The sequence below is a fragment of the Leifsonia sp. 466MF genome (genome assembly GCF_900100265.1).
Lineage (GTDB): Bacteria > Actinomycetota > Actinomycetes > Actinomycetales > Microbacteriaceae > Leifsonia.
Genome location: NZ_LT629696.1, coordinates 3,145,518 through 3,162,488, shown reverse-complemented (window position 1 = coordinate 3,162,488; position 16,971 = coordinate 3,145,518). Strand labels below are relative to the sequence as shown.

The window sequence follows — 16,971 nt, the reverse complement described above, 5'->3', positions numbered from 1 at the left end:
GGGTGTCTGCTTTCTGGTGAGGGACGGGGAGGTCAGCGGCCGCCGAAGCCGCCGAGGGCGACGCCCTTGATCAGCTGGCGCTGCAGCAGCGCGACGATGATCAGCGAGGGGATGATCGCGATGGTGGATGCGGCCATCATCAGGCTCCACTGGGTGCCGTGCTCCCCGGTGAACATGGAGAGCCCGAGCGGCACGGTCGCGAGCTCCTGGCTGTTGATGATGATCAGCGGCCACAGGTAGGAGTTGTAGTAGCCGACGAACGAGAAGACGCCCAGCACCGACAGCGGGGCGGTGAGCTGAGGGAGCAGCACCGACCACAGGGTGCGGAAGCGCGAGGCGCCGTCGATCAGCGCCGCCTCCTCGAACTCGATCGGGATCGTCAGGAAGAACTGGCGGAGCAGGAACGTGCCGAACGCGGTGAACGCGAACGGGATGATCAGGGCCGTGTACGTGTCGACGAGCCCGAGCTGGTTCATCATGATGAACAGCGGGACGACCAGCACCTCCTGCGGGAGCACCAGCGTGAGCACGTAGAGCAGGAAGATGCGGTCGCGGTACTTGAAGCGGAGGCGCGAGAACGCGTACGCCGACAGCACCGCCACGATGACGGAGAGCAGAGCGCCGCAGATCGAGACGAAGAAGCCGTTGAAGATGAACCGGCCGAACGGCACCAGGGTCCACGCATCCACGAAGTTCGACCACTTCACCTCGGACCCGATGAAGGTCGGGTGGGGCGAGAACACCTCGGACTCCGGCTTGAGGGCCGAGAAGAACATCCAGATGAAGGGGAAGGTGAACAGCAGCGCGACGATGGCCATCAGCAGCGTGTTGAGCCAGGTCTTCGTCACGACGACGCGCTGAGCCGGCCGGAGCCCGTGCCGGCGGCCGTTCGTGCGAGTGCCGGCGCGTTCGAGCGTGTCACTTGTCATAGTTGACCCACCTCTTCTGTCCCGCGAACTGCAGGGCGGTGATGATCATGACGACGATGAACAGCATCCACGCCAGAGCCGACGCATAGCCGAGCCGGTCGAAGACGAAGCCGTTGCGGTACAGGTAGAGCACGAAGGTGTTCGTCGACTCACCGGGTCCGCCCTGGGTCAGAATCTGCGGCTGCACGAAGACCTGGAACGCGCCGATCATCGTCATCGTCATGGTGAAGAACAGCGACGGCGAGATCATCGGCAGGATGATCGACCGCAGCCGCTGCCAGGCGTTCGTTCCGTCCATCCGGGAGGCCTCGAGGATCTCCTTCGGGATGCCGCCGAGACCGGCCGAGAGCACGATCACGTTGTAGCCGAACGACTGCCAGACCGACATGGCGATGACGGACGCCAGGGCGAAGCGGGAGTCGGAGAGCCAGCTGGGACCGTCGATGCCGATGCCGGCGAGCGCCGAGTTCACCAGGCCGTCGTCGCTGAGGAGCAGCCGCCAGACCAGGGCGTTCGCGACCATCGGGGTGATGGCCGGCAGGAAGAAGATGACGCGCCAGAATCCGGCGAACTTGATGCGGGTGTTGAGCCACAGCGAGACCGCCAGGGCGACGGCCAGGTTCAGGGCCGTGTAGACGAAGGCGAAGATCACCGTGTTGATCAGCACCGTGTAGAACGTCGGGTCGCTGAACAGCTTCTGGTAGTTCGCCAGCCCGATGAACGTGGGGGAGCCGAACAGCGGCCACTCGAACAGGCTGATGACGAGCGACCCGAGCAGCGGGACGACGATGAAGAACGTGAAGCCGGCGAGTCCCGGCCACAGGTAGGCGAGGGCGACCAGGCCGTCCCCGCGGCGCTTGCGGCCGCCCCGGCGGGGAGGGGTGGGATGCGGCACGCCGAACGGGCGGGTCGGGGGCGCGGCGGGTGCCGCCGTCTCCTCGGAGACGACGGCACCCGTGACCAGGGGGGAGGTCATGCGCTACTGCCCGACCGACTTCTGGATCGTGCTCAGCACGTCCTTGGCCGTCTTGTCACCCCGGTACCCCTCGACGCCGTACTGGGTGAACAGGGTCTCCACCTGGTTCCAGGTGGGGGTGGTGATCTGCGCCGTCGCGTTCTTCAGCAGAGCCTGCACCGCGGCGTACGCCTCCGGCGACTTGCCCTCGGCCCAGGCCGACTGGGCGTCGGCTCGGGAGGGCACGATGCCGCGCTTCTCCGCCTGACCCTTCAGGACGCTGGTGTCGGTCATCGCGACGATCGCCTTGAAGGCCGCGTCCGGGTTCTTGCAGTTCTTCGCGATGCCGAAGCCGGAGCCGGCCGTCATGCCGTGCGCCTCACCAGAGGTGCTCGGAACGATCGTCACGCCCATCTTGAACTTGGCGGCGTCGGCGAAGGTGCCGTACATCCACGGGCCCTCGATCAGCATGTCGACGGCGCCGCTGGTGAACGCCGACTGGGAGACGTCGGAGCCGTCCGCGGCCTCGGGCGCCTTCGCGATGCCCTCCTTGCCGACCAGGTCGAAGTAGGACTGCACCTGGTCGACCAGCTTGGAGTTGGTGAGGTCGAGCTTGGAGTCCTTCACGGCCTCCGCGCCGTCGGCGATGGCCCAGGCGTTCGGGATGAAGAAGCCGGGGGAGATCGCGAGCGCCTTGTGGTCGCCCGTCGTCAGCTTCTTCGCGTCGGCCAGGAACTGCTCCCGTGTGTAGGTGGTGCTCGGGAGCTGCAGGCCCGCCTTCGCGAAGTTGTCCGCGTTGTAGTAGAGGACGATCGGCTCGGCGTCGTAGGGGATCGCGCGGATCGTGCCGTCCACGGTCATGCCCTTGAGCATCGACTCGTCGAACTTCGAAGTGTCGAGCTTGTTCTTCTTGATCAGGTCGTTCAGCGGCATGAGCAGCCCCGAGAGCTCCTGAGCCCGCGCGGCCTGGGTGGTGAGCAGGCACGGCGGGTTGGAGCCGCTGAGGCGGGTCTTGACCTTGGTCCAGTAGTCGTTGAAGCTCGGGCCTTCGATCGTGACATCGAGGTCGGGGTCGACCTTCTTGCCGAGATCGATGAAGCCTTCCCACTGGTCGCGGTCGCTCTGACTGCTGACCCAGGTGTACATGCTGATCGGGCCGCCCTTGGCGTCGCCCCCGCTGCCGCCGGCGCAGCCGGCCAGTGCGGTGAGTGCTCCGGTCAGCAGGACGGCGGTGCCGATCCTGGCCGCCCTGCGCTTGCTTCGTGGTGTCACGTGCTGTGCCTCCTCCATTGGATTCATCCAGGTGATCGCCTTGCGTTGGTGGTGCCTGTCGTACTGTCTTCGTGCGGATCGTCCGGGGCGTCCTCGCTCCGTCGGGTGGTTCACAATCCTATAGGGTCTACGATATAGGCCTCATGCGGAGCTTAGATCGGACCCGGTCGGCGGTCAAGAGGTCGGCCCGGTCTACGCGAAATCGATCGCGATGACATCGACGACCGCGCCCGATGCTGCCGGCGCGGGGATGTGCAGCTCGCCCAGCGGGTCGACCCCGGGCGCCGGCTGCTCGTGCACCTCCAGGTTCACGTCGTACGGAAGCTCCTCGCCCGTGGCCAGCAGGCGGACCCCCGTGACCCGGCCGACGGGGATGCCGCGCACGACGACCTCCTCGATCGGACGCATCACCAGGTGCAGGTACAGGGTCCCCGGCCGGGCGGTGGACGGACCGTAGAAGTCCACGCCGACGGTGGGGGAGACGTCCACGACGCTCTCGGCGTGCACGTCCATCCACTCGCCGATCTCCTCCAGGGTGCGCACCTGCGACTCGTTGAGGCTGCCGTCGCCCTTCGGCCCGATGTTCAGCAGGAGGTTGCCGCCGCGCGACGCCACCTCGATCAACGTCGTGATCAGCGAGGTGGTGCTCTTGCTCTTGGTGTCGCCCGGCCGCCACGCCCACATCTGGCCGATGGTCATGCACAGCTCCCACGGCCCGTCGGGCGCGGTGACGGGGAAGCCCTGCTCGGGCGTCTTGTAGTCGCCCTGGCCGAGCAGGCGGTCGTTGATGACGACATCCGGCTGCAGGGACTTGATCAGAGCGCGCAGGCCCGCGCTGTCCCACTCCTGCTCCGACCGCTCCCACTCGCCGTCGAACCAGAGCAGGTCGATGGTGCCGTAACGGGTGAGCAGCTCGGTGAGCTGGCCGCGCAGGTACTCCTGGTAGCGCTGCCACTGCTCGGGCGTCGCGCGGCGGTGCCGGTCGTCGGCGACCGGTGTTCCGGCGTTGGCCGGGTCGCCGGCGGCCGGCCAGTGCTCGAGAGCGTACGGCCGGTCCTCCATGCGGAAGGCGGGGTAGTCCGGGTGGTTCCAGTCCGGGAGGCTGTAGTAGATCCCGACCCGGATGCCCTCCGCGCGGATCGCCTCGACGAACTCGCGCGTGATGTCGCGCCCGAAGGGGGAGTGCTCGATGCCGAAATCGGACTGCTCGGTGTGGAACATGGCGTAGCCCGCGTGGTGGCGGGCAGTGAAGACGACGTAGCGGGCGCCCGCGCGCTTCGCGAGCCGGGCCAGAGCGACCGCATCCCACTCGACCGGGTTGAAGGTCGCCGCAGTGGACTGGTACTCGTCGACGGTGACGGTGTCCTCGACGCCGTCGGAACCGGGGATGATGGAACGACCGACCAGCGGCCAGGAGATCTCGATCCCCTGCTGGCTGGCGTGGTCCCAGTGCACGAACAGGCCGAAGCCCGCACCGATGAACCACTCGCCTCCGGGCAGGCGGAAGTCGGTGGGCCGGACGAACGAGGCGGGGGGTGCGTCGAGCGCGGTGGTCACGGGAACTCTCCTTCGAGTGGGGGATCGCATCGTTGAACACGGATGCTATTGCCTATAGGATATGGATTCCGGACGCATCCCACAATCGCTCCGGCGCATCCATTCGACGACGAAGGAGACCACCCGTGGCCATGTTCACAGACGATCCCGTCCGCCCGGAGAACTACCGCCGGTTCGAGCGCGAGGTGCCGCAGTGGTTCACCGACGCCAAGCTGGGGATCTTCGTGCACTGGGGGCCGTACTCGGTGCCCGCGTGGGCCGAGCCGATCGGTGAGCTGGGCACGATCGAGAAGGGGTACTGGTTCGCGCACAACCCGTACGCCGAGTGGTATTACAACACCATCCGCATCCCCGGCAGCCCGGCCGCCGAGCACCAGCGGGACGTGTACGGCGGAGCGCCTTACGACGACTTCATCGACCAGTGGGACCCGGTCGACTTCGACCCGGAGGCGTTCATCGCCCTCGTCAAGAGCACCGGCGCCCGCTACTTCGTGCCGACGACGAAGCACCACGACGGCGTGACCCTGTGGGATGCGCCCGGCACCGACGGCCGCAACACCGTCGCCCGCGGACCGCGCCGCGATCTCGTCGGCGCCTTCGAGCAGGCGACACGTGCGGCCGGCCTGCGATTCGGCGTCTACTACTCCGGCGGCCTCGACTGGCACTACTCGGAGCTGGAGCCGATCACCGACGACGGCCAGGCCTTCCGCCGCCCCGTCGACGCCGGCTACGCCGAGTACGCGTACGAACACGTCGCCGACCTCATCGACCGGTACCGTCCGGATGTGCTTTGGGGCGACATCGAGTGGCCGGATGCGGGCAAGCCCAGCGGTCCGCACAGCATGGAGCGGCTGTTCGAGAAGTTCTACGCCGCCGCCCCCGACGGCGTCTCGAACGACCGCTGGGGCGAGACGCACTGGGACTTCCGCACCAGCGAGTACCAGAACGGCACCAATGTCGAGGGCACCGGCGCCTGGGAGAACTGCCGCGGGATCGGCTACTCCTTCGGCCACAACATGCTCGAGGACGAACGGCACATGCTGAGCGGCCCGGGTGCGGTGAAGACCTTCGTCGACATCGTCTCGCGCGGCGGGAACCTGCTGCTCAACGTCGGCCTGACCGCGCGCGGGACCGTACCCGATCTGCAGCGCCGGACGCTGGAGCACCTGGCCGCGTGGAACGCGGTCAACGGGGACGCCGTGTTCGGCTCGCAGGTGTTGGACGCATCCGTCGCCCGTCCGTCGGGGGAGCCGTGGGTGCGCTGGACGCGCGGCGGTGAGGGCGTCGGGTCCGACTCGGTCGCGAACGCGTTCGTCGAGGCGACGGGCTCGGTGCGCCTCGAGGGTGTGTCGTCCGCCGTGGATGCGGGCAGCGCGCGGCTCGCGGACGGCACGCCGGTCGCCGCCACGCGGGACGGCGACGCGATCGCCCTGACCCTCCCGGAGCCTGCGGTCGCCGGGCCGGCCCTCGTCCGCTTCGACCTGGTCTGAGCCATGGCGGTCGACGCGCACCTGCACCTGTGGGACCTGGAGCACGGGACCTACTCGTGGCTGTCCGACGCGGTCGCCCCGATCAACCGGACCTTCACGCTCGCCGAGGCGGAACCTCAGCTGCGGGAGGCCGGGGTGGACGGGGTCGTGCTCGTCCAGGCGGCGAGCACGATCGAGGACTCCGCGGCGATGTTCGCCGTCGCTGCCGAGTCGCCACTGGTCGCCGGAGTGGTCGCGTGGGTCGATCTGCTCCACCCCGACCGGGTCGGAGAGCAGCTGGACCGCTGGGCGGAAGCGGGGCCGCTTGTGGGCATCCGGCACCTCATCCACGACGAACCCGACCCGGACTGGCTGGCGCAGGAGCCGGTGCGCCGGTCGCTCGGTGTGCTCGCCTCCCGAGGGCTGACGTTCGACGTGATCGGGGTGCTGCCGCGGCACCTGGAGCATGCGGTCGCGCTCGCCGACAAGCTGCCGGAGCTGCGGCTCGTCATCGACCACCTCGGAACCCCGCCGGTCGGCGCGGAGCCCGGTGACTGGGGGAGGCTGATGGACTCGTTGGCGCGCCGCCCGAACGTCTTCGCGAAGCTGTCCGGCCTGACGACCCTCGGTCCGGCCGGGCGGGCGTCGGCGGCGGACCTGCGTCCGTACGTCGATCGTGCGCTCGCCGCATTCGGCCCGTCGCGCCTCCTCTACGGCGGGGACTGGCCGGTCTCGACCCTCGCGACGCCCTACGCCGAGACCATGGCCACCGCGCGCGCCCTCCTCGAGCCGCTGACCCCCGCCGAGCGCGACGAGGTGCTCGCCGGCACGGCGGCTCGCGCCTACCGCCTCCCCTGACCCGCGAGATTCGTGCCGAATGTGCGGAATGCGGCGCGCAAAGCGCACATTCGGCACGAATGTGGGCGTCCTGTCCCCATCGCTGCGTGTGAGATTTGCGCCAAATCGCGGCAATGGGCGCCGCATTACCGCGATTTGGCGCAAATCTTGCGACGGGGTCAGGCGTCGGCGTCTTCCCGGACGGGGGAGAGGGCGGGGGCGGTGCGGCGGAGGGGCTGCAGGCGCGTGAGTTGGGTGACGTGGTGGGGGCCGAGTTCGGCCAGCGAGTTCACTTGGAGGAGTTTCATGGTGCGGATGAGTTGGTCGGTGAGGATCTGGATGGTGCGGTCGACACCCTCCCGGCCGCCGGCCATGAGCCCGTACAGGTACGCGCGTCCGATCAACGTGAACTTGGCCCCCAATGCGTGGGCGGCGATGATGTCGGCGCCGTTCATGATGCCGGTGTCGATCGCGACCTCGGTGTGCCGACCCACCTCGCGCACGACGGACGGGAGCAGGTGGAACGGGATGGGGGCGCGGTCGAGTTGGCGGCCGCCGTGGTTGGAGAGCACGATCCCATCCACCCCATGGTCGACCAGGGTGCGAGCGTCCTCGAGGGTTTGCACGCCTTTGATCACGAGTTTCCCGGGCCACATGTCCCGGATGATCTTCAGGTCGTCGTAGTTGATCGACGGGTCCATCGCCGCATTCAACAGATCCCCGACCGTCCCACCGGTGGACGACAACGACGCAAACTCCAGTTTCGGGGTGGTGAGGAAGTCGTACCACCACCACGGCCGTGGGATCGCGTTCACGACGGTGCCGAGGGTGAGCTGGGGTGGGATGGAGAACCCGTTGCGCTTATCCCGCAACCGCGCCCCGGCGATCGGGGTGTCGACGGTGAAGAACAGGGTGTCGAACCCCGCCTGCGCTGCCCGCTCCACCAGCCCGTAACTGATCTCGCGTTGCCGCATCACATACAACTGGAACCAATTCCGGCCGTGCGGGTTCGCCGCCTTCACGTTCTCGATCGACGTGGTCCCCAGCGTGGACAGGGTGAACGGGATCCCCGCCGCCCCGGCAGCGCCGGCACCGGCGGTCTCGCCCTCGGTCTGCATCAGGCGGGTGAACCCGGTCGGGGCGATCCCGAACGGCAACGCCGACGGGCCACCCCAAATCCGGCACGACGTATCCACCGTGGACACGTCCCGCAGGATCGAGGGGTGGAACTCCACGTCCTGGAACGCCTGCCTGGCCCTGGCCAACGACAGTTCGCCCTCGGCCGCACCCTCGGTGTAGTCGAACGCCGCGCGAGGCGTCCGCCGCCGAGCGATCCGCGCCAGGTCCTCGATCGTCAACGCCGACTCCAGGCGCCGCTTCTTCAGGTCCAGCTCCGGCTTCTTGAAGCGCATGAGCTCCAGCAGCTCGACGGGCTTCGGAAATTGACGGTTCACCATGAAGGCTCCTGATGGGGTTCGCGGATGGGGGCGGTCAGCGCGGCGTCGCGGTAGTAGCCGCTGATGTGGTCGTGGATGCGGTGGCGGGCCGTCGACGCGTCGCCCGATGCGATGGCGGCGACGACGGCGCGATGCTCGGCGCGCAGGCGCGCGGCCATCCCGTCCCAGTCGGTGAGACCCGATGCGGCGGCGAGCACATAGCTCTCGATGGAGGTGCGCAACCCGGCCATCATCGCGGCGACGACGACATTGCCCGATTCCTCCGCGAGCTGAAGGTGGAACTGCGCGTCGAGGGCGAGGAACTCCTCGCGGGCGAGGGAGACGTCGTCCATCGCATCCAGCAGGTGCTCGGCGGATTCCAGGTCGACCGCCTCGGCGCGCTCCGCCAGCTCGGCGGCGACGGCCGTCTCCAGGATCAGACGGGTGCTCACCACGTCGGCGACCGGGAATCCGCTGGCCGCGACCTGTAACCGCATCAGCGCTTGCATCCCGCCGACAGGAAGCGCCACGATCACCGCGCCGGCGGTCGGACCGGACCCGGTCTGCGTCCGGACGAGGCCCATCGCCTCGAGCACCCGGATCGCCTCGCGGACGCTGGACCGAGCGACGCCCAGCTCGGCGGCGAGTGTGCGCTCTGCCGGCAGGTGGTCGCCGGGATGAAGGTCGCCCTCCACGAGTCCCGCCTCGATATGGGCGAGCACTCCCTCCCAGGCGCGCGGCTCCGCGCTCATCGCACCTCCGTGTGGTCGGACCATGTGGTCCGACCACACTACCATCACGGTCTGCGGCTGCCTAACGACTCATGGTCGTCCGTGCGCGATCGGACCGGGGGAGACGAGGATCTTGACGTGGTTCTCGTTGTGGTGGATCAGTTGCTCGAAGCCTCCCTCAACGAGGTCGTCGAGTCCGATCCGGCCCGTGATGAAGGGTGCGAGGTCGATCCGGCCCTGCTGCACCAGCTCGATCACTCGCGCGTGGTCGTGCGCGTAGGCGATGGTGCCGCGGAGGTCGATCTCCTTCAGTACGAGCTTCTGCATGTCGACGCTCGCCGGATGTCCCCAGATCGAGACGTTCACCACGACTCCTGTCGGCCTCACCGCGTCGAGCAGGGTGTCCAGGACGGCATTGACGCTCGAGCACTCGAAGGCCACATCGGCGCCCGATCCACCGGTGAGTTCGCGGACACGGTCCGCGACGTTCACGGCCGACGGATCCAGAACGTGGTCGGCGACGCCCGTCTCCGACGCTTTCGCCTTCCTGGCCTCGGAGAGCTCGGTGACGATCACCGTGAGCCCGTACGCTTTGCAGACCGCTGCGGTGAGCAGGCCGATCGGCCCGGCCCCGCCGATGAGTGCGACCTGACCCGCCGTTGCGCCGGAACGCACGAAGGCGTGATGTCCCACCGAGAGCGGCTCGATCAGTGCCGCCTGGTCGAGGGGCAGGTCGGGCCCGACGGGGTGCACCCAGCGTCGCTCCACCACGATGTGCTCGGAGAGCCCGCCGCCACGTCCTGCCAGCCCGATGAAGTTCATGTCCGGAGTGAGCTGGTATTCGGCGTCGCCGTCGACCGGGACGTCATCGCGGATGATGTAGGGCTCGACCACCACGTGATCGCCGATGGCGAGGTCGTCGACGCCGTCTCCGAGCGCCGTCACGACCCCGGAGAACTCGTGGCCCAGCGTCACAGGCGCCGCTTCACCCGACAGCGGATGTGGATGTCCGGCCGGCGGGATGAAGATCGGTCCTTCCAGATATTCGTGCAGATCGGTTCCGCAGATCCCGCACCACGCCACGTCGATCCCGACCGTGCCCGGTTCCAGGGACTGCTCGGGGACGTCGTCGATCCTGATGTCTTTCTGACCGTGCCAGCGCGCTGCGCGCATACTCGTGCTCCTTAGGTTGGTGACCGGTGTGCTCGTGGTTCCAGGGTGCGAGGCCGGTTCCCGCCTTTCCAGGGTCGAACGTCCCGTAGCGATCCCTGCGGGCAGCATCGGTCGGGACTTTGGACCTTGTCCGCGTGAGCTGGGAGGGCCGAGGCTGGGGGTTCATAGAAGAAGGAGTTGAGCGTGGGAAGAGTCGACGGCAAGGTTGCTTTGGTCAGTGGCGGCGCACGGGGGATGGGAGCATCGCACTGCCGAGCACTGGGACGTGAAGGCGCGAAGGTCGTGATCGCCGACCTCCTCGACGCGGAGGGGCAGGCCTTGGCGGAGGAACTGGGTGCGCAGGCGACGTTCGTCCACCTGGACGTGACGAGACCGGAGGAATGGGACAAGGCGGTCGCGCACGCGACCTCCACCTTCGGCTCGCTGGACATCCTGGTCAACAACGCCGGCATCGCCAACGGTGCTGCCCTGCACGAGTTCACCGACGACATGTGGTCGACGATCATCGCCATCAACCTCAGCGGAGTCTTCTATGGCATGCGCGCCGCGGTGCCCGCGTTGGCGGCCAGCGGGCGCGCCAGCATCGTCAACATCTCCTCGGTCGAGGGGTTGCAGGGAAGCCCCGGTCTACACGGCTACGTGGCGGCGAAGTTCGGTGTGCGCGGGTTGACGAAGTCGGCAGCCGTCGAGCTCGCTGCGGCGGGCATCCGGGTCAATTCCGTGCATCCGGGGTTGATCGAGACGCCGATGACGACGGGAATCGACGCGAAGCAGCTGCAGATCCCCCTGGGCCGGGCGGCGACACCCGACGAGGTGTCGAACCTGGTCCTCTACCTGGCCAGCGATGAGTCGTCGTACTCGACCGGGTCGGAATTCGTCATCGACGGCGGCCTGACCTCGCACATTCCGCAGGGCGTGTGAGGGGCCGGCCGCCCCGCAACCACCGGGCTACCTCCGCGGCCGCAGCGAGTACATCCCGCCGTCGACCGGCAGGATGACGCCGTTGCTCGACCCGGACGTCGGCGACGCGAGGTACGCGACCGCCTCCGCGACCTCCTGCGGCTGCACCAGGCGTCCGCTCGGCTGGCGCGCCTCGAGCGCCGCGCGCTCCGCATCCGGGTCGGCGGCGGAGTCGAGCAGGCGGCCGACCCACGGGGTGTCAGCGGTTCCGGGGGCGACGGCGTTGACGCGGATGCCCAGCGGCAGGCAGTCGGCGGCGATCGCCAGGGTCATGGCCGAGATGGCGCCCTTGGATGCGGAGTACAGGACCCGCTGTGGCAGGCCGGCCCAGGCGGCGATGGAGCTGGTGAGCACGACGGCGGGCGATGGCGACTCCTTGAGGTGCGGCATCGCGTGCCGGATGGTGCGGGCCGAGCCGATCACGTTGACGTTGAGCACGCGCATCCACTCGCCGTCGTCGTTCGCCTCGATGTCGCCCTGCGCGCCGATCCCGGCGTTCGCGATGACGACATCGAGCCGCCCGGCCGTGGCAACGACCGCCGCGATGGCCTCCCGCACGCTGGCGTCGTCCCCGATGTCGCAGCGGATGCCGGTGTGCGGGGCGCTCACGGCGTCCGGGTCGAGGTCGAGCGCGAACACGCGCGCTCCCTGGGCGGCCAGCTCGTCGGTGATCGCCCGGCCGAGCCCGGACGCACCGCCGGTGACGGCGGCCACCAGGCCATCGAAGTGCGACATCCTTGTCTCCTTGCAGTGAGGGTGGGTGATGGATGCGGTCAGAGCGCCGGCCGCACAGTCGAACGCTGCGCGCCCAGGCCGTCGACTTCGACCTCGACCTCGTCGCCGGCGGCGAGGTACGGGAAGCGACCGGAGAGGCCGACCCCCTCGGGGGTGCCCGTGTTGATGAGGTCGCCCGGTTGGAGCACGGTGAACCGGCTGAGCCGGTAGACGATCTCGGCGACGTTGAAGATGAGGTCGCTGGTGTTCGAGTCCTGGCGCGATTCGCCGTTGACGCGCGAACGGATGCCGAGCCCGCTGCCGTCGCCGACCTCGGCGGCGGGGACAAGCCACGGGCCCAGCGGGTTGAAGGTCTCGAAGCTCTTGCCCTTGCTCCACTGACCGAGGGAGCGCTGCAGCTGGTACTCGCGCTCGGACACGTCGTTGGCGACCGCGAAGCCGGCGATGTGGTCGATGGCCTGCTCGGGGGAGTCGAGGTAGCGGGCGCGCTTGCCGATGACCACGGCGAGTTCGACCTCCCAGTCGGTGGTCGTGGAGCCGGGCGGGAGCAGGATGTCGTCGTTCGGCCCGACGACGGTGTTGGGGTGCTTGTAGAAGACGACGATGTCGGTGGGCGGCTCGGAGCCGGACTCGCGGGCGTGCGCCGCGTAGTTCATGCCGATGCAGATGACGGCTTGGGGGCGGGCGATGGGAGCGCCGATGCGGAGTCCGGCCGGGTCGAGCTCGGGGAGGTCCCCCGCGCCTGCGGCGGCCTCGGCCCGCGTCAGGCCGTCGTCGGCGAGGAAGGCACCGTCGATGTCGGTGGTGAGGGGGCGCAGGTCCCACGTGGTGGTTCCGTCGGTGACGACGGGGATCTCCGCTCCCGGCTCGCCGAGTCGCATGAATCGCATCGAGGGTCCTTTCGCTCGCCTTCCGGCATCGAGACTATTACTATTTCCTATAGGAATTCAAACTTCGGACGCAAAGGAGCACCGGGATGCGCGTCGCGCTTCACTCCATCATCCGCGACGGTCACGAAACGGCCTACGACGTTGCGCACGCCGCCATCCCGGACGACCTCGTCGCGTCGTTCGAACGGCTCGGAATCCACGACTGGCAGATCTGGCGCAGCGGGCGCGACCTGTTCCATGTGGTCGACTGCGACGACTTCGCTGCGGCGATGCGCGCGCTGGACGACGACCCCGCCAACCAGCGCTGGCAGGAGTCGATCAACCAGCACGTCGACCACTTCGCCATGTCGGGCCCTGGCGCCGAGGGGATGGTGCTGCCGCAGGTGTGGAGTCTGGCGGCCCAGCGCGTCGATGCCTGAGGCGGTGCGTCCTCAGGCATCCACGAGCCGCAGACGATCGCGAAGGACCGCGAGCGCACCGCGCCGGTCGCCAGTGGCCCCCGCCTCGTGCCCGGCGCCCGGCCACTCGCGCAGCGTCACCGAGGCGGCGTAGGCCTCCGCTGCCGCGCGGGCGGTCTCCGGCGGGCAGATGTCGTCGTCGAGGCCGTCGCTGATCCATCCCGGTGCCGACGCGTGCCGGGCCGACGTGACTCCGTCCACGTACGCCAGCGTCCGCGCCACCGCATCGGCCCGGTCGGGATGCTCCGTCAGGTACGCGCGCAGCTCCAGCCACGGCCCGTTGCGCGCCAGCCGGATGCCCTGTGGTGCGTCCGTGAGGAAGGGCGCCTGCGCCAGAACGGCGGAGAGCTCGGGCCGGAGGGCTCCGACGCCGAGGGCGATCCCGCCGCCCTGGCTGTTCCCGATCGCCGCGATCCGATCGCCGTCCACCTCGTCCAGCGAGCGCAGCGCGTCCACGGCGCGAGCCGCATCCACGAACACCCCACGGTAATAGAAGCGGTTCGGGTCCTCGATCCCGTCGAGCAGGTGCCCGGTGCTGCCGCCGCCCTGGCCGTGCGTGTTCATGACCAGCTGTGCGAAGCCCGCGACCGGCCATGTGAGGTCGTCGATCGGGTCGAGTCGTCCGGCGCCGTAGCCGTTGAAGTGCACGACGCCCGGGAGCCGTCCCTCGCGGTGCCGCGGTAGCCGAAGCCATCCGCTCACCCGCCGCCCGTCCGCCCCCGCGAACGAGATGTCGAACACGTCGACCGCGGTGAGGCCCGTGTCCACCGGCTCCAACTGGACGGCGAGCGGATGCCGCGCGGCGTCGTCGAGAGCGCTCGCCCAATAGGCGTCGTAGTCGTCGGGGGTGGGGAGCGGGGCGGTCCCCAGGAGGGCGTCGGAGTCGGAGCCGGACATGCGGAGGCCTTTCGGAGAGGGTGGGCCGGGAGGTGCTCCCGGCCCACCCGACGGATCAGCGGACGGAGTAGCGGAGGGCGTCGGCGCGCATCACCGCACCCGACTCCTTCACCGCCATGATGGTGTGCTTCCCGTTCCGGAGTCCCGAGACGCTGAACACCTTCTGCTGGGTGCGGCGGGTGTCGCTGTGGGTGTCGACCCGCTTCACCAGCTTGCCGTCCAGGTAGACGTCGACGATGCCCTGGTCGGGAGCCGTCGGCGCGAGCCAGTCGACCCCGGTGCCGGTGAACGTGTACGACACCGAAGCTCCGGTCGCCGTCGTGGCGTGGACGTCATCGAGGTAGTCGCCGCGGAAGCCCACGTTGAGGGTCGTCGCCCCGACGGGCAGCGTCGCGAGGTACGACGGCTGCAGCGTGACCGTCGACCCGGACACGGTGTAGTCGGAGCCCTTCTTCAGCGCCGTGCCGTTCGCGGTGATCCCGGTGAACTCGTCCGGGTCGCGCAGCACCGAGAAGGTCGCCGGCGCCGGTGCCTTCGTGTCGAACGACACGCTGGACGGGTCGATCAGGCTCGGCTGGATGACGTCGAGCCGGTCGAGCAGCATGAACTGCCCCGACTTCATCACCACCCGGAGCGTGTGCTTCCCGTCGGTGAGGTCGTTCGTCGTGAACACCGTCTGCTGCGCCGTGTGGGAGGCGCTCGGGATGTTGGCGCTGATCGTCTTCACGAACTGCCCGTCGATGTACACGTCCGCTTCACCCTCCGAGGAGTCGAGCTCGGTGAGGTACGAGATCCCGGTGCCGATGAAGGTGTACGAGAACGAGTCGCTGCCGGGATGCTCCGCATAGTGCACGTCGTCCTGGTAGTCGCCGAAGTTGCGCCCGTTGCTGTACCCCCACTGACCGGAGTACGCGATGCCGGGGTCGGTGTCGTTGATGCTCGTGGTGCGGCTCGGCCCGGTCGACGTCGGCGGTGCCGGCGTGCCGGTGTCGGTGACGTTCACGGTCAGCGGCTGCGAGGTCGCGGCGACTTCGGCACCCCCGTTGCGCGTCCAGTCGCCGCCGTACGAGAAGCCCTGGGCGTCGTCGTTGACCGTGACCGTCGCGCCCTTGTCGGGCGTGACCTTGAGCAGCCGGACGCCGTGGATCGGCACATCCGTCGCCGTGAACGAGCCGTCAGCGCGGCCGATGTTCTTGCGCGCCCACAGGTCGCGGACCGTCGCCGACCCGGTCAGGCCGATGTCGGACCACTTCGCGGTGATGTCGGACTCGGCCCGGCCCAGGTTGAACAGCGCGACCGTGTAGCTGCCGTCCTTGTTCAACGCGTACCAGACCTGCTGCTTCGTCGTCGTCGAGACCGGACGTGCCGGGACGCCAGCCTGGTCGACGCCGACGACCTCCGGGTTGGTGAGCAGATCGACGCCCAGCTGGTCGAGCTTGGTGAGGTCGTTGCCTGTGTACATCGGCGCGGCGGAGACCGCCCACAGCGTGGTGGCGGTGCGGCGCTCGTCCGGCGTCAGGCCGTCCATCTTCCCGTTGCCGACGTCGAGCGAGTCGAAGTCGTTCCACCCGCCCGGTCCGGCGTGACGCCACCAGTCCGCGGCGCGGGGGAAGAGCCGGGCGATGTTGTCCCACTGGGTGAGCGCTTCGTTGCCGCAGTAGCACTCGACGTCCCACTCGACACGCCAGCCGTTCGCGTACTGCTTCCAGTAGTCGGCGTAGTTGATGTCGAGCGCCCAGGACAGCTCGAACCAGATGTTGTGCTTCTTGAGGGCCTTCGACCAGGCGGCGACGTCGTCACGCGCGTCCACCGAGCCGTCGCTGATGCCGGAGCCGGGGGTGACGCTGTCGAACTTGACGAAGTTCACGCCCCACGCGGCGAGCTGGTCTGCGATCGAGTCGATGTACTTCTGGGAGCACGGGTTCGAGAAGTCGATGGCGTAGCCGATCTTCCAGTAGTCCGCCTGCGTCAGCGGCTGCTTCGCGATGTCGTGCGTGGTGCATCCCGGTGCGCCGGCGATCGGGTACGCCTTGTTGTAGACGTCCGGTCCGATGCCGGGGATCAGGTACACGCCGAACTTCTGGTCGTTCGCGTGAACGTGGTCGATGACCTTCTTCAGCCCCTGCGGGTAGAGCGTCGCGCTGGGAGTCGGCCGGCCGTTGGCGTCGACGCCGTCGCTCCAGCCGGCGTCGACGTTGATGTAGTCGTAGCCGGCCTTCTGCAGCTTGGCGTGCATGGCATCCGACTGGGCGATGAGCTGGTCGGCGGTGATCCACTTCCCGTTGCCCGAGTAGACCTGCATGCTGTAGCTGCTCCACCCCATGTAGGGCGTGACCGCCCACGGGTCCACGGCGGCGGTAGCGGGAGGGATGGGGGTCGGCACCCCGGGCGTCGTCGACGTCGGAGCGCCCGTCGGAGTCTCCTTCTTCGGACTCTCAGTGGATGTGGGGGTCGGTGTGCCCGTCGCGGTCGGCGACGCGGTGGGCGCCGGCGTCCCGGTCGGTGTCGTGGATGGTGTGGCTGTCGCCGTCGGTTCCGGCGTCGGCGTCGCGCCGGCAGGGGCGGCGGCGGCGGCCACGATCCCCAGGGCCGCGACCGTCACGACCAGAGCACGCAGGCTCCGTCGTGCACGCGTCATGCGTGTCATGCGTTCTTCCTCTCTGAAGAGCCCC

15 protein-coding genes are annotated in these 16,971 nt (G+C 68.8%); 4 read left to right on the top strand and 11 right to left on the bottom strand.

What is annotated here, in order from left to right; all coding sequences use genetic code 11:
- Positions 1–32 precede the first annotated feature (32 nt).
- The 4 genes from BLR91_RS15050 to BLR91_RS15035 form a co-directional block, all read right to left on the bottom strand.
- The gene (locus tag BLR91_RS15050) at positions 33–929 is read right to left on the bottom strand and encodes a carbohydrate ABC transporter permease (protein ID WP_018189700.1); all 897 of its coding nucleotides are present in this window, start codon (positions 927–929) and stop codon (positions 33–35) included.
- Positions 919–1,905 (bottom strand): carbohydrate ABC transporter permease, encoded by a 987-nt coding sequence (locus BLR91_RS15045; protein ID WP_018189701.1) that lies wholly within the window; start codon positions 1,903–1,905, stop codon positions 919–921. The genes BLR91_RS15050 and BLR91_RS15045 overlap by 11 nt, the downstream gene beginning before the upstream one ends.
- A gap of 3 nt (positions 1,906–1,908) precedes the next feature.
- Entirely contained in the window at positions 1,909–3,156 is a 1,248-nt protein-coding gene (locus BLR91_RS15040) for an ABC transporter substrate-binding protein (protein ID WP_231371104.1), read from the bottom strand.
- A gap of 192 nt (positions 3,157–3,348) precedes the next feature.
- Positions 3,349–4,713 carry an alpha-L-fucosidase gene (locus BLR91_RS15035; protein WP_089880701.1) on the bottom strand — a complete coding sequence of 455 codons (1,365 nt, stop codon included), beginning with the start codon at positions 4,711–4,713 and terminating at the stop codon, positions 3,349–3,351.
- Positions 4,714–4,844: 131 nt separating this feature from the next.
- On the opposite strand from BLR91_RS15035, the gene BLR91_RS15030 reads away from it, so the two are divergent.
- Both BLR91_RS15030 and BLR91_RS15025 read left to right on the top strand, forming a co-directional pair.
- Complete coding sequence (locus BLR91_RS15030) at positions 4,845–6,203, top strand: alpha-L-fucosidase (RefSeq protein ID WP_231919005.1); 1,359 nt, start codon at positions 4,845–4,847, stop codon at positions 6,201–6,203.
- Between the two features lie 3 nt (positions 6,204–6,206).
- Entirely contained in the window at positions 6,207–7,040 is an 834-nt protein-coding gene (locus BLR91_RS15025; protein WP_089880708.1) for an amidohydrolase family protein, read from the top strand.
- A gap of 158 nt (positions 7,041–7,198) precedes the next feature.
- Here the strand turns inward: BLR91_RS15025 and BLR91_RS15020 are convergent, their stop codons facing one another.
- The 3 genes from BLR91_RS15020 to BLR91_RS15010 all read right to left on the bottom strand — a co-directional run bounded on the left by BLR91_RS15020 (position 7,199) and on the right by BLR91_RS15010 (position 10,359).
- Complete coding sequence (locus tag BLR91_RS15020) at positions 7,199–8,476, bottom strand: alpha-hydroxy acid oxidase (RefSeq protein ID WP_089880713.1); 1,278 nt, start codon at positions 8,474–8,476, stop codon at positions 7,199–7,201.
- A complete protein-coding gene (locus BLR91_RS15015; protein ID WP_089880716.1) occupies positions 8,470–9,207 on the bottom strand; it encodes a FadR/GntR family transcriptional regulator in 738 nt (245 codons plus the stop codon). Before BLR91_RS15015 ends, BLR91_RS15020 begins: the two co-directional genes overlap by 7 nt.
- 69 nt (positions 9,208–9,276) lie before the next feature.
- On the bottom strand, positions 9,277–10,359 hold the full coding sequence (locus BLR91_RS15010) for a 2,3-butanediol dehydrogenase (protein ID WP_089880720.1): 1,083 nt from the start codon (positions 10,357–10,359) through the stop codon (positions 9,277–9,279).
- Positions 10,360–10,542: 183 nt separating this feature from the next.
- On the opposite strand from BLR91_RS15010, the gene BLR91_RS15005 reads away from it, so the two are divergent.
- Complete coding sequence (locus BLR91_RS15005) at positions 10,543–11,280, top strand: SDR family oxidoreductase (RefSeq protein WP_089880723.1); 738 nt, start codon at positions 10,543–10,545, stop codon at positions 11,278–11,280.
- A gap of 27 nt (positions 11,281–11,307) precedes the next feature.
- Here the strand turns inward: BLR91_RS15005 and BLR91_RS15000 are convergent, their stop codons facing one another.
- Both BLR91_RS15000 and BLR91_RS14995 read right to left on the bottom strand, forming a co-directional pair.
- On the bottom strand, positions 11,308–12,054 hold the full coding sequence (locus tag BLR91_RS15000; protein WP_089880727.1) for an SDR family NAD(P)-dependent oxidoreductase: 747 nt from the start codon (positions 12,052–12,054) through the stop codon (positions 11,308–11,310).
- A 38-nt stretch (positions 12,055–12,092) separates the two neighbouring features.
- On the bottom strand, positions 12,093–12,944 hold the full coding sequence (locus tag BLR91_RS14995) for a fumarylacetoacetate hydrolase family protein (RefSeq protein WP_172823221.1): 852 nt from the start codon (positions 12,942–12,944) through the stop codon (positions 12,093–12,095).
- 86 nt (positions 12,945–13,030) lie between these two features.
- On the opposite strand from BLR91_RS14995, the gene BLR91_RS14990 reads away from it, so the two are divergent.
- On the top strand, positions 13,031–13,363 hold the full coding sequence (locus tag BLR91_RS14990; protein ID WP_089880731.1) for an L-rhamnose mutarotase: 333 nt from the start codon (positions 13,031–13,033) through the stop codon (positions 13,361–13,363).
- A 12-nt stretch (positions 13,364–13,375) separates the two neighbouring features.
- Here BLR91_RS14990 and BLR91_RS14985 read toward each other — a convergent pair whose 3' ends face one another.
- Positions 13,376–14,299, bottom strand: coding sequence for an acetylxylan esterase (locus tag BLR91_RS14985; protein WP_089880733.1), 924 nt, complete (start codon positions 14,297–14,299; stop codon positions 13,376–13,378).
- A gap of 55 nt (positions 14,300–14,354) precedes the next feature.
- A complete protein-coding gene (locus BLR91_RS14980; RefSeq protein WP_089880736.1) occupies positions 14,355–16,946 on the bottom strand; it encodes a X2-like carbohydrate binding domain-containing protein in 2,592 nt (863 codons plus the stop codon).
- Positions 16,947–16,971 lie beyond the last annotated feature (25 nt).

What these genes read in the sequence shown, in the direction of transcription:
- BLR91_RS14990 (WP_089880731.1), top strand. Translation starts at nt 13,031, where the DNA reads ATGCGCGTCGCGCTTCACTCCATCATCCGCGACGGTCACGAAACGGCC.
- BLR91_RS15000 (WP_089880727.1), bottom strand. Translation starts at nt 12,054, where the DNA reads ATGTCGCACTTCGATGGCCTGGTGGCCGCCGTCACCGGCGGTGCGTCC.
- BLR91_RS15050 (WP_018189700.1), bottom strand. Translation starts at nt 929, where the DNA reads ATGACAAGTGACACGCTCGAACGCGCCGGCACTCGCACGAACGGCCGC.
- BLR91_RS15045 (WP_018189701.1), bottom strand. Translation starts at nt 1,905, where the DNA reads ATGACCTCCCCCCTGGTCACGGGTGCCGTCGTCTCCGAGGAGACGGCG.
- BLR91_RS14980 (WP_089880736.1), bottom strand. Translation starts at nt 16,946, where the DNA reads ATGACACGCATGACGCGTGCACGACGGAGCCTGCGTGCTCTGGTCGTG.
- BLR91_RS15030 (WP_231919005.1), top strand. Translation starts at nt 4,845, where the DNA reads ATGTTCACAGACGATCCCGTCCGCCCGGAGAACTACCGCCGGTTCGAG.
- BLR91_RS15020 (WP_089880713.1), bottom strand. Translation starts at nt 8,476, where the DNA reads ATGGTGAACCGTCAATTTCCGAAGCCCGTCGAGCTGCTGGAGCTCATG.
- BLR91_RS15025 (WP_089880708.1), top strand. Translation starts at nt 6,207, where the DNA reads ATGGCGGTCGACGCGCACCTGCACCTGTGGGACCTGGAGCACGGGACC.
- BLR91_RS15010 (WP_089880720.1), bottom strand. Translation starts at nt 10,359, where the DNA reads ATGCGCGCAGCGCGCTGGCACGGTCAGAAAGACATCAGGATCGACGAC.
- BLR91_RS14995 (WP_172823221.1), bottom strand. Translation starts at nt 12,944, where the DNA reads ATGCGATTCATGCGACTCGGCGAGCCGGGAGCGGAGATCCCCGTCGTC.
- BLR91_RS15015 (WP_089880716.1), bottom strand. Translation starts at nt 9,207, where the DNA reads ATGAGCGCGGAGCCGCGCGCCTGGGAGGGAGTGCTCGCCCATATCGAG.
- BLR91_RS14985 (WP_089880733.1), bottom strand. Translation starts at nt 14,299, where the DNA reads ATGTCCGGCTCCGACTCCGACGCCCTCCTGGGGACCGCCCCGCTCCCC.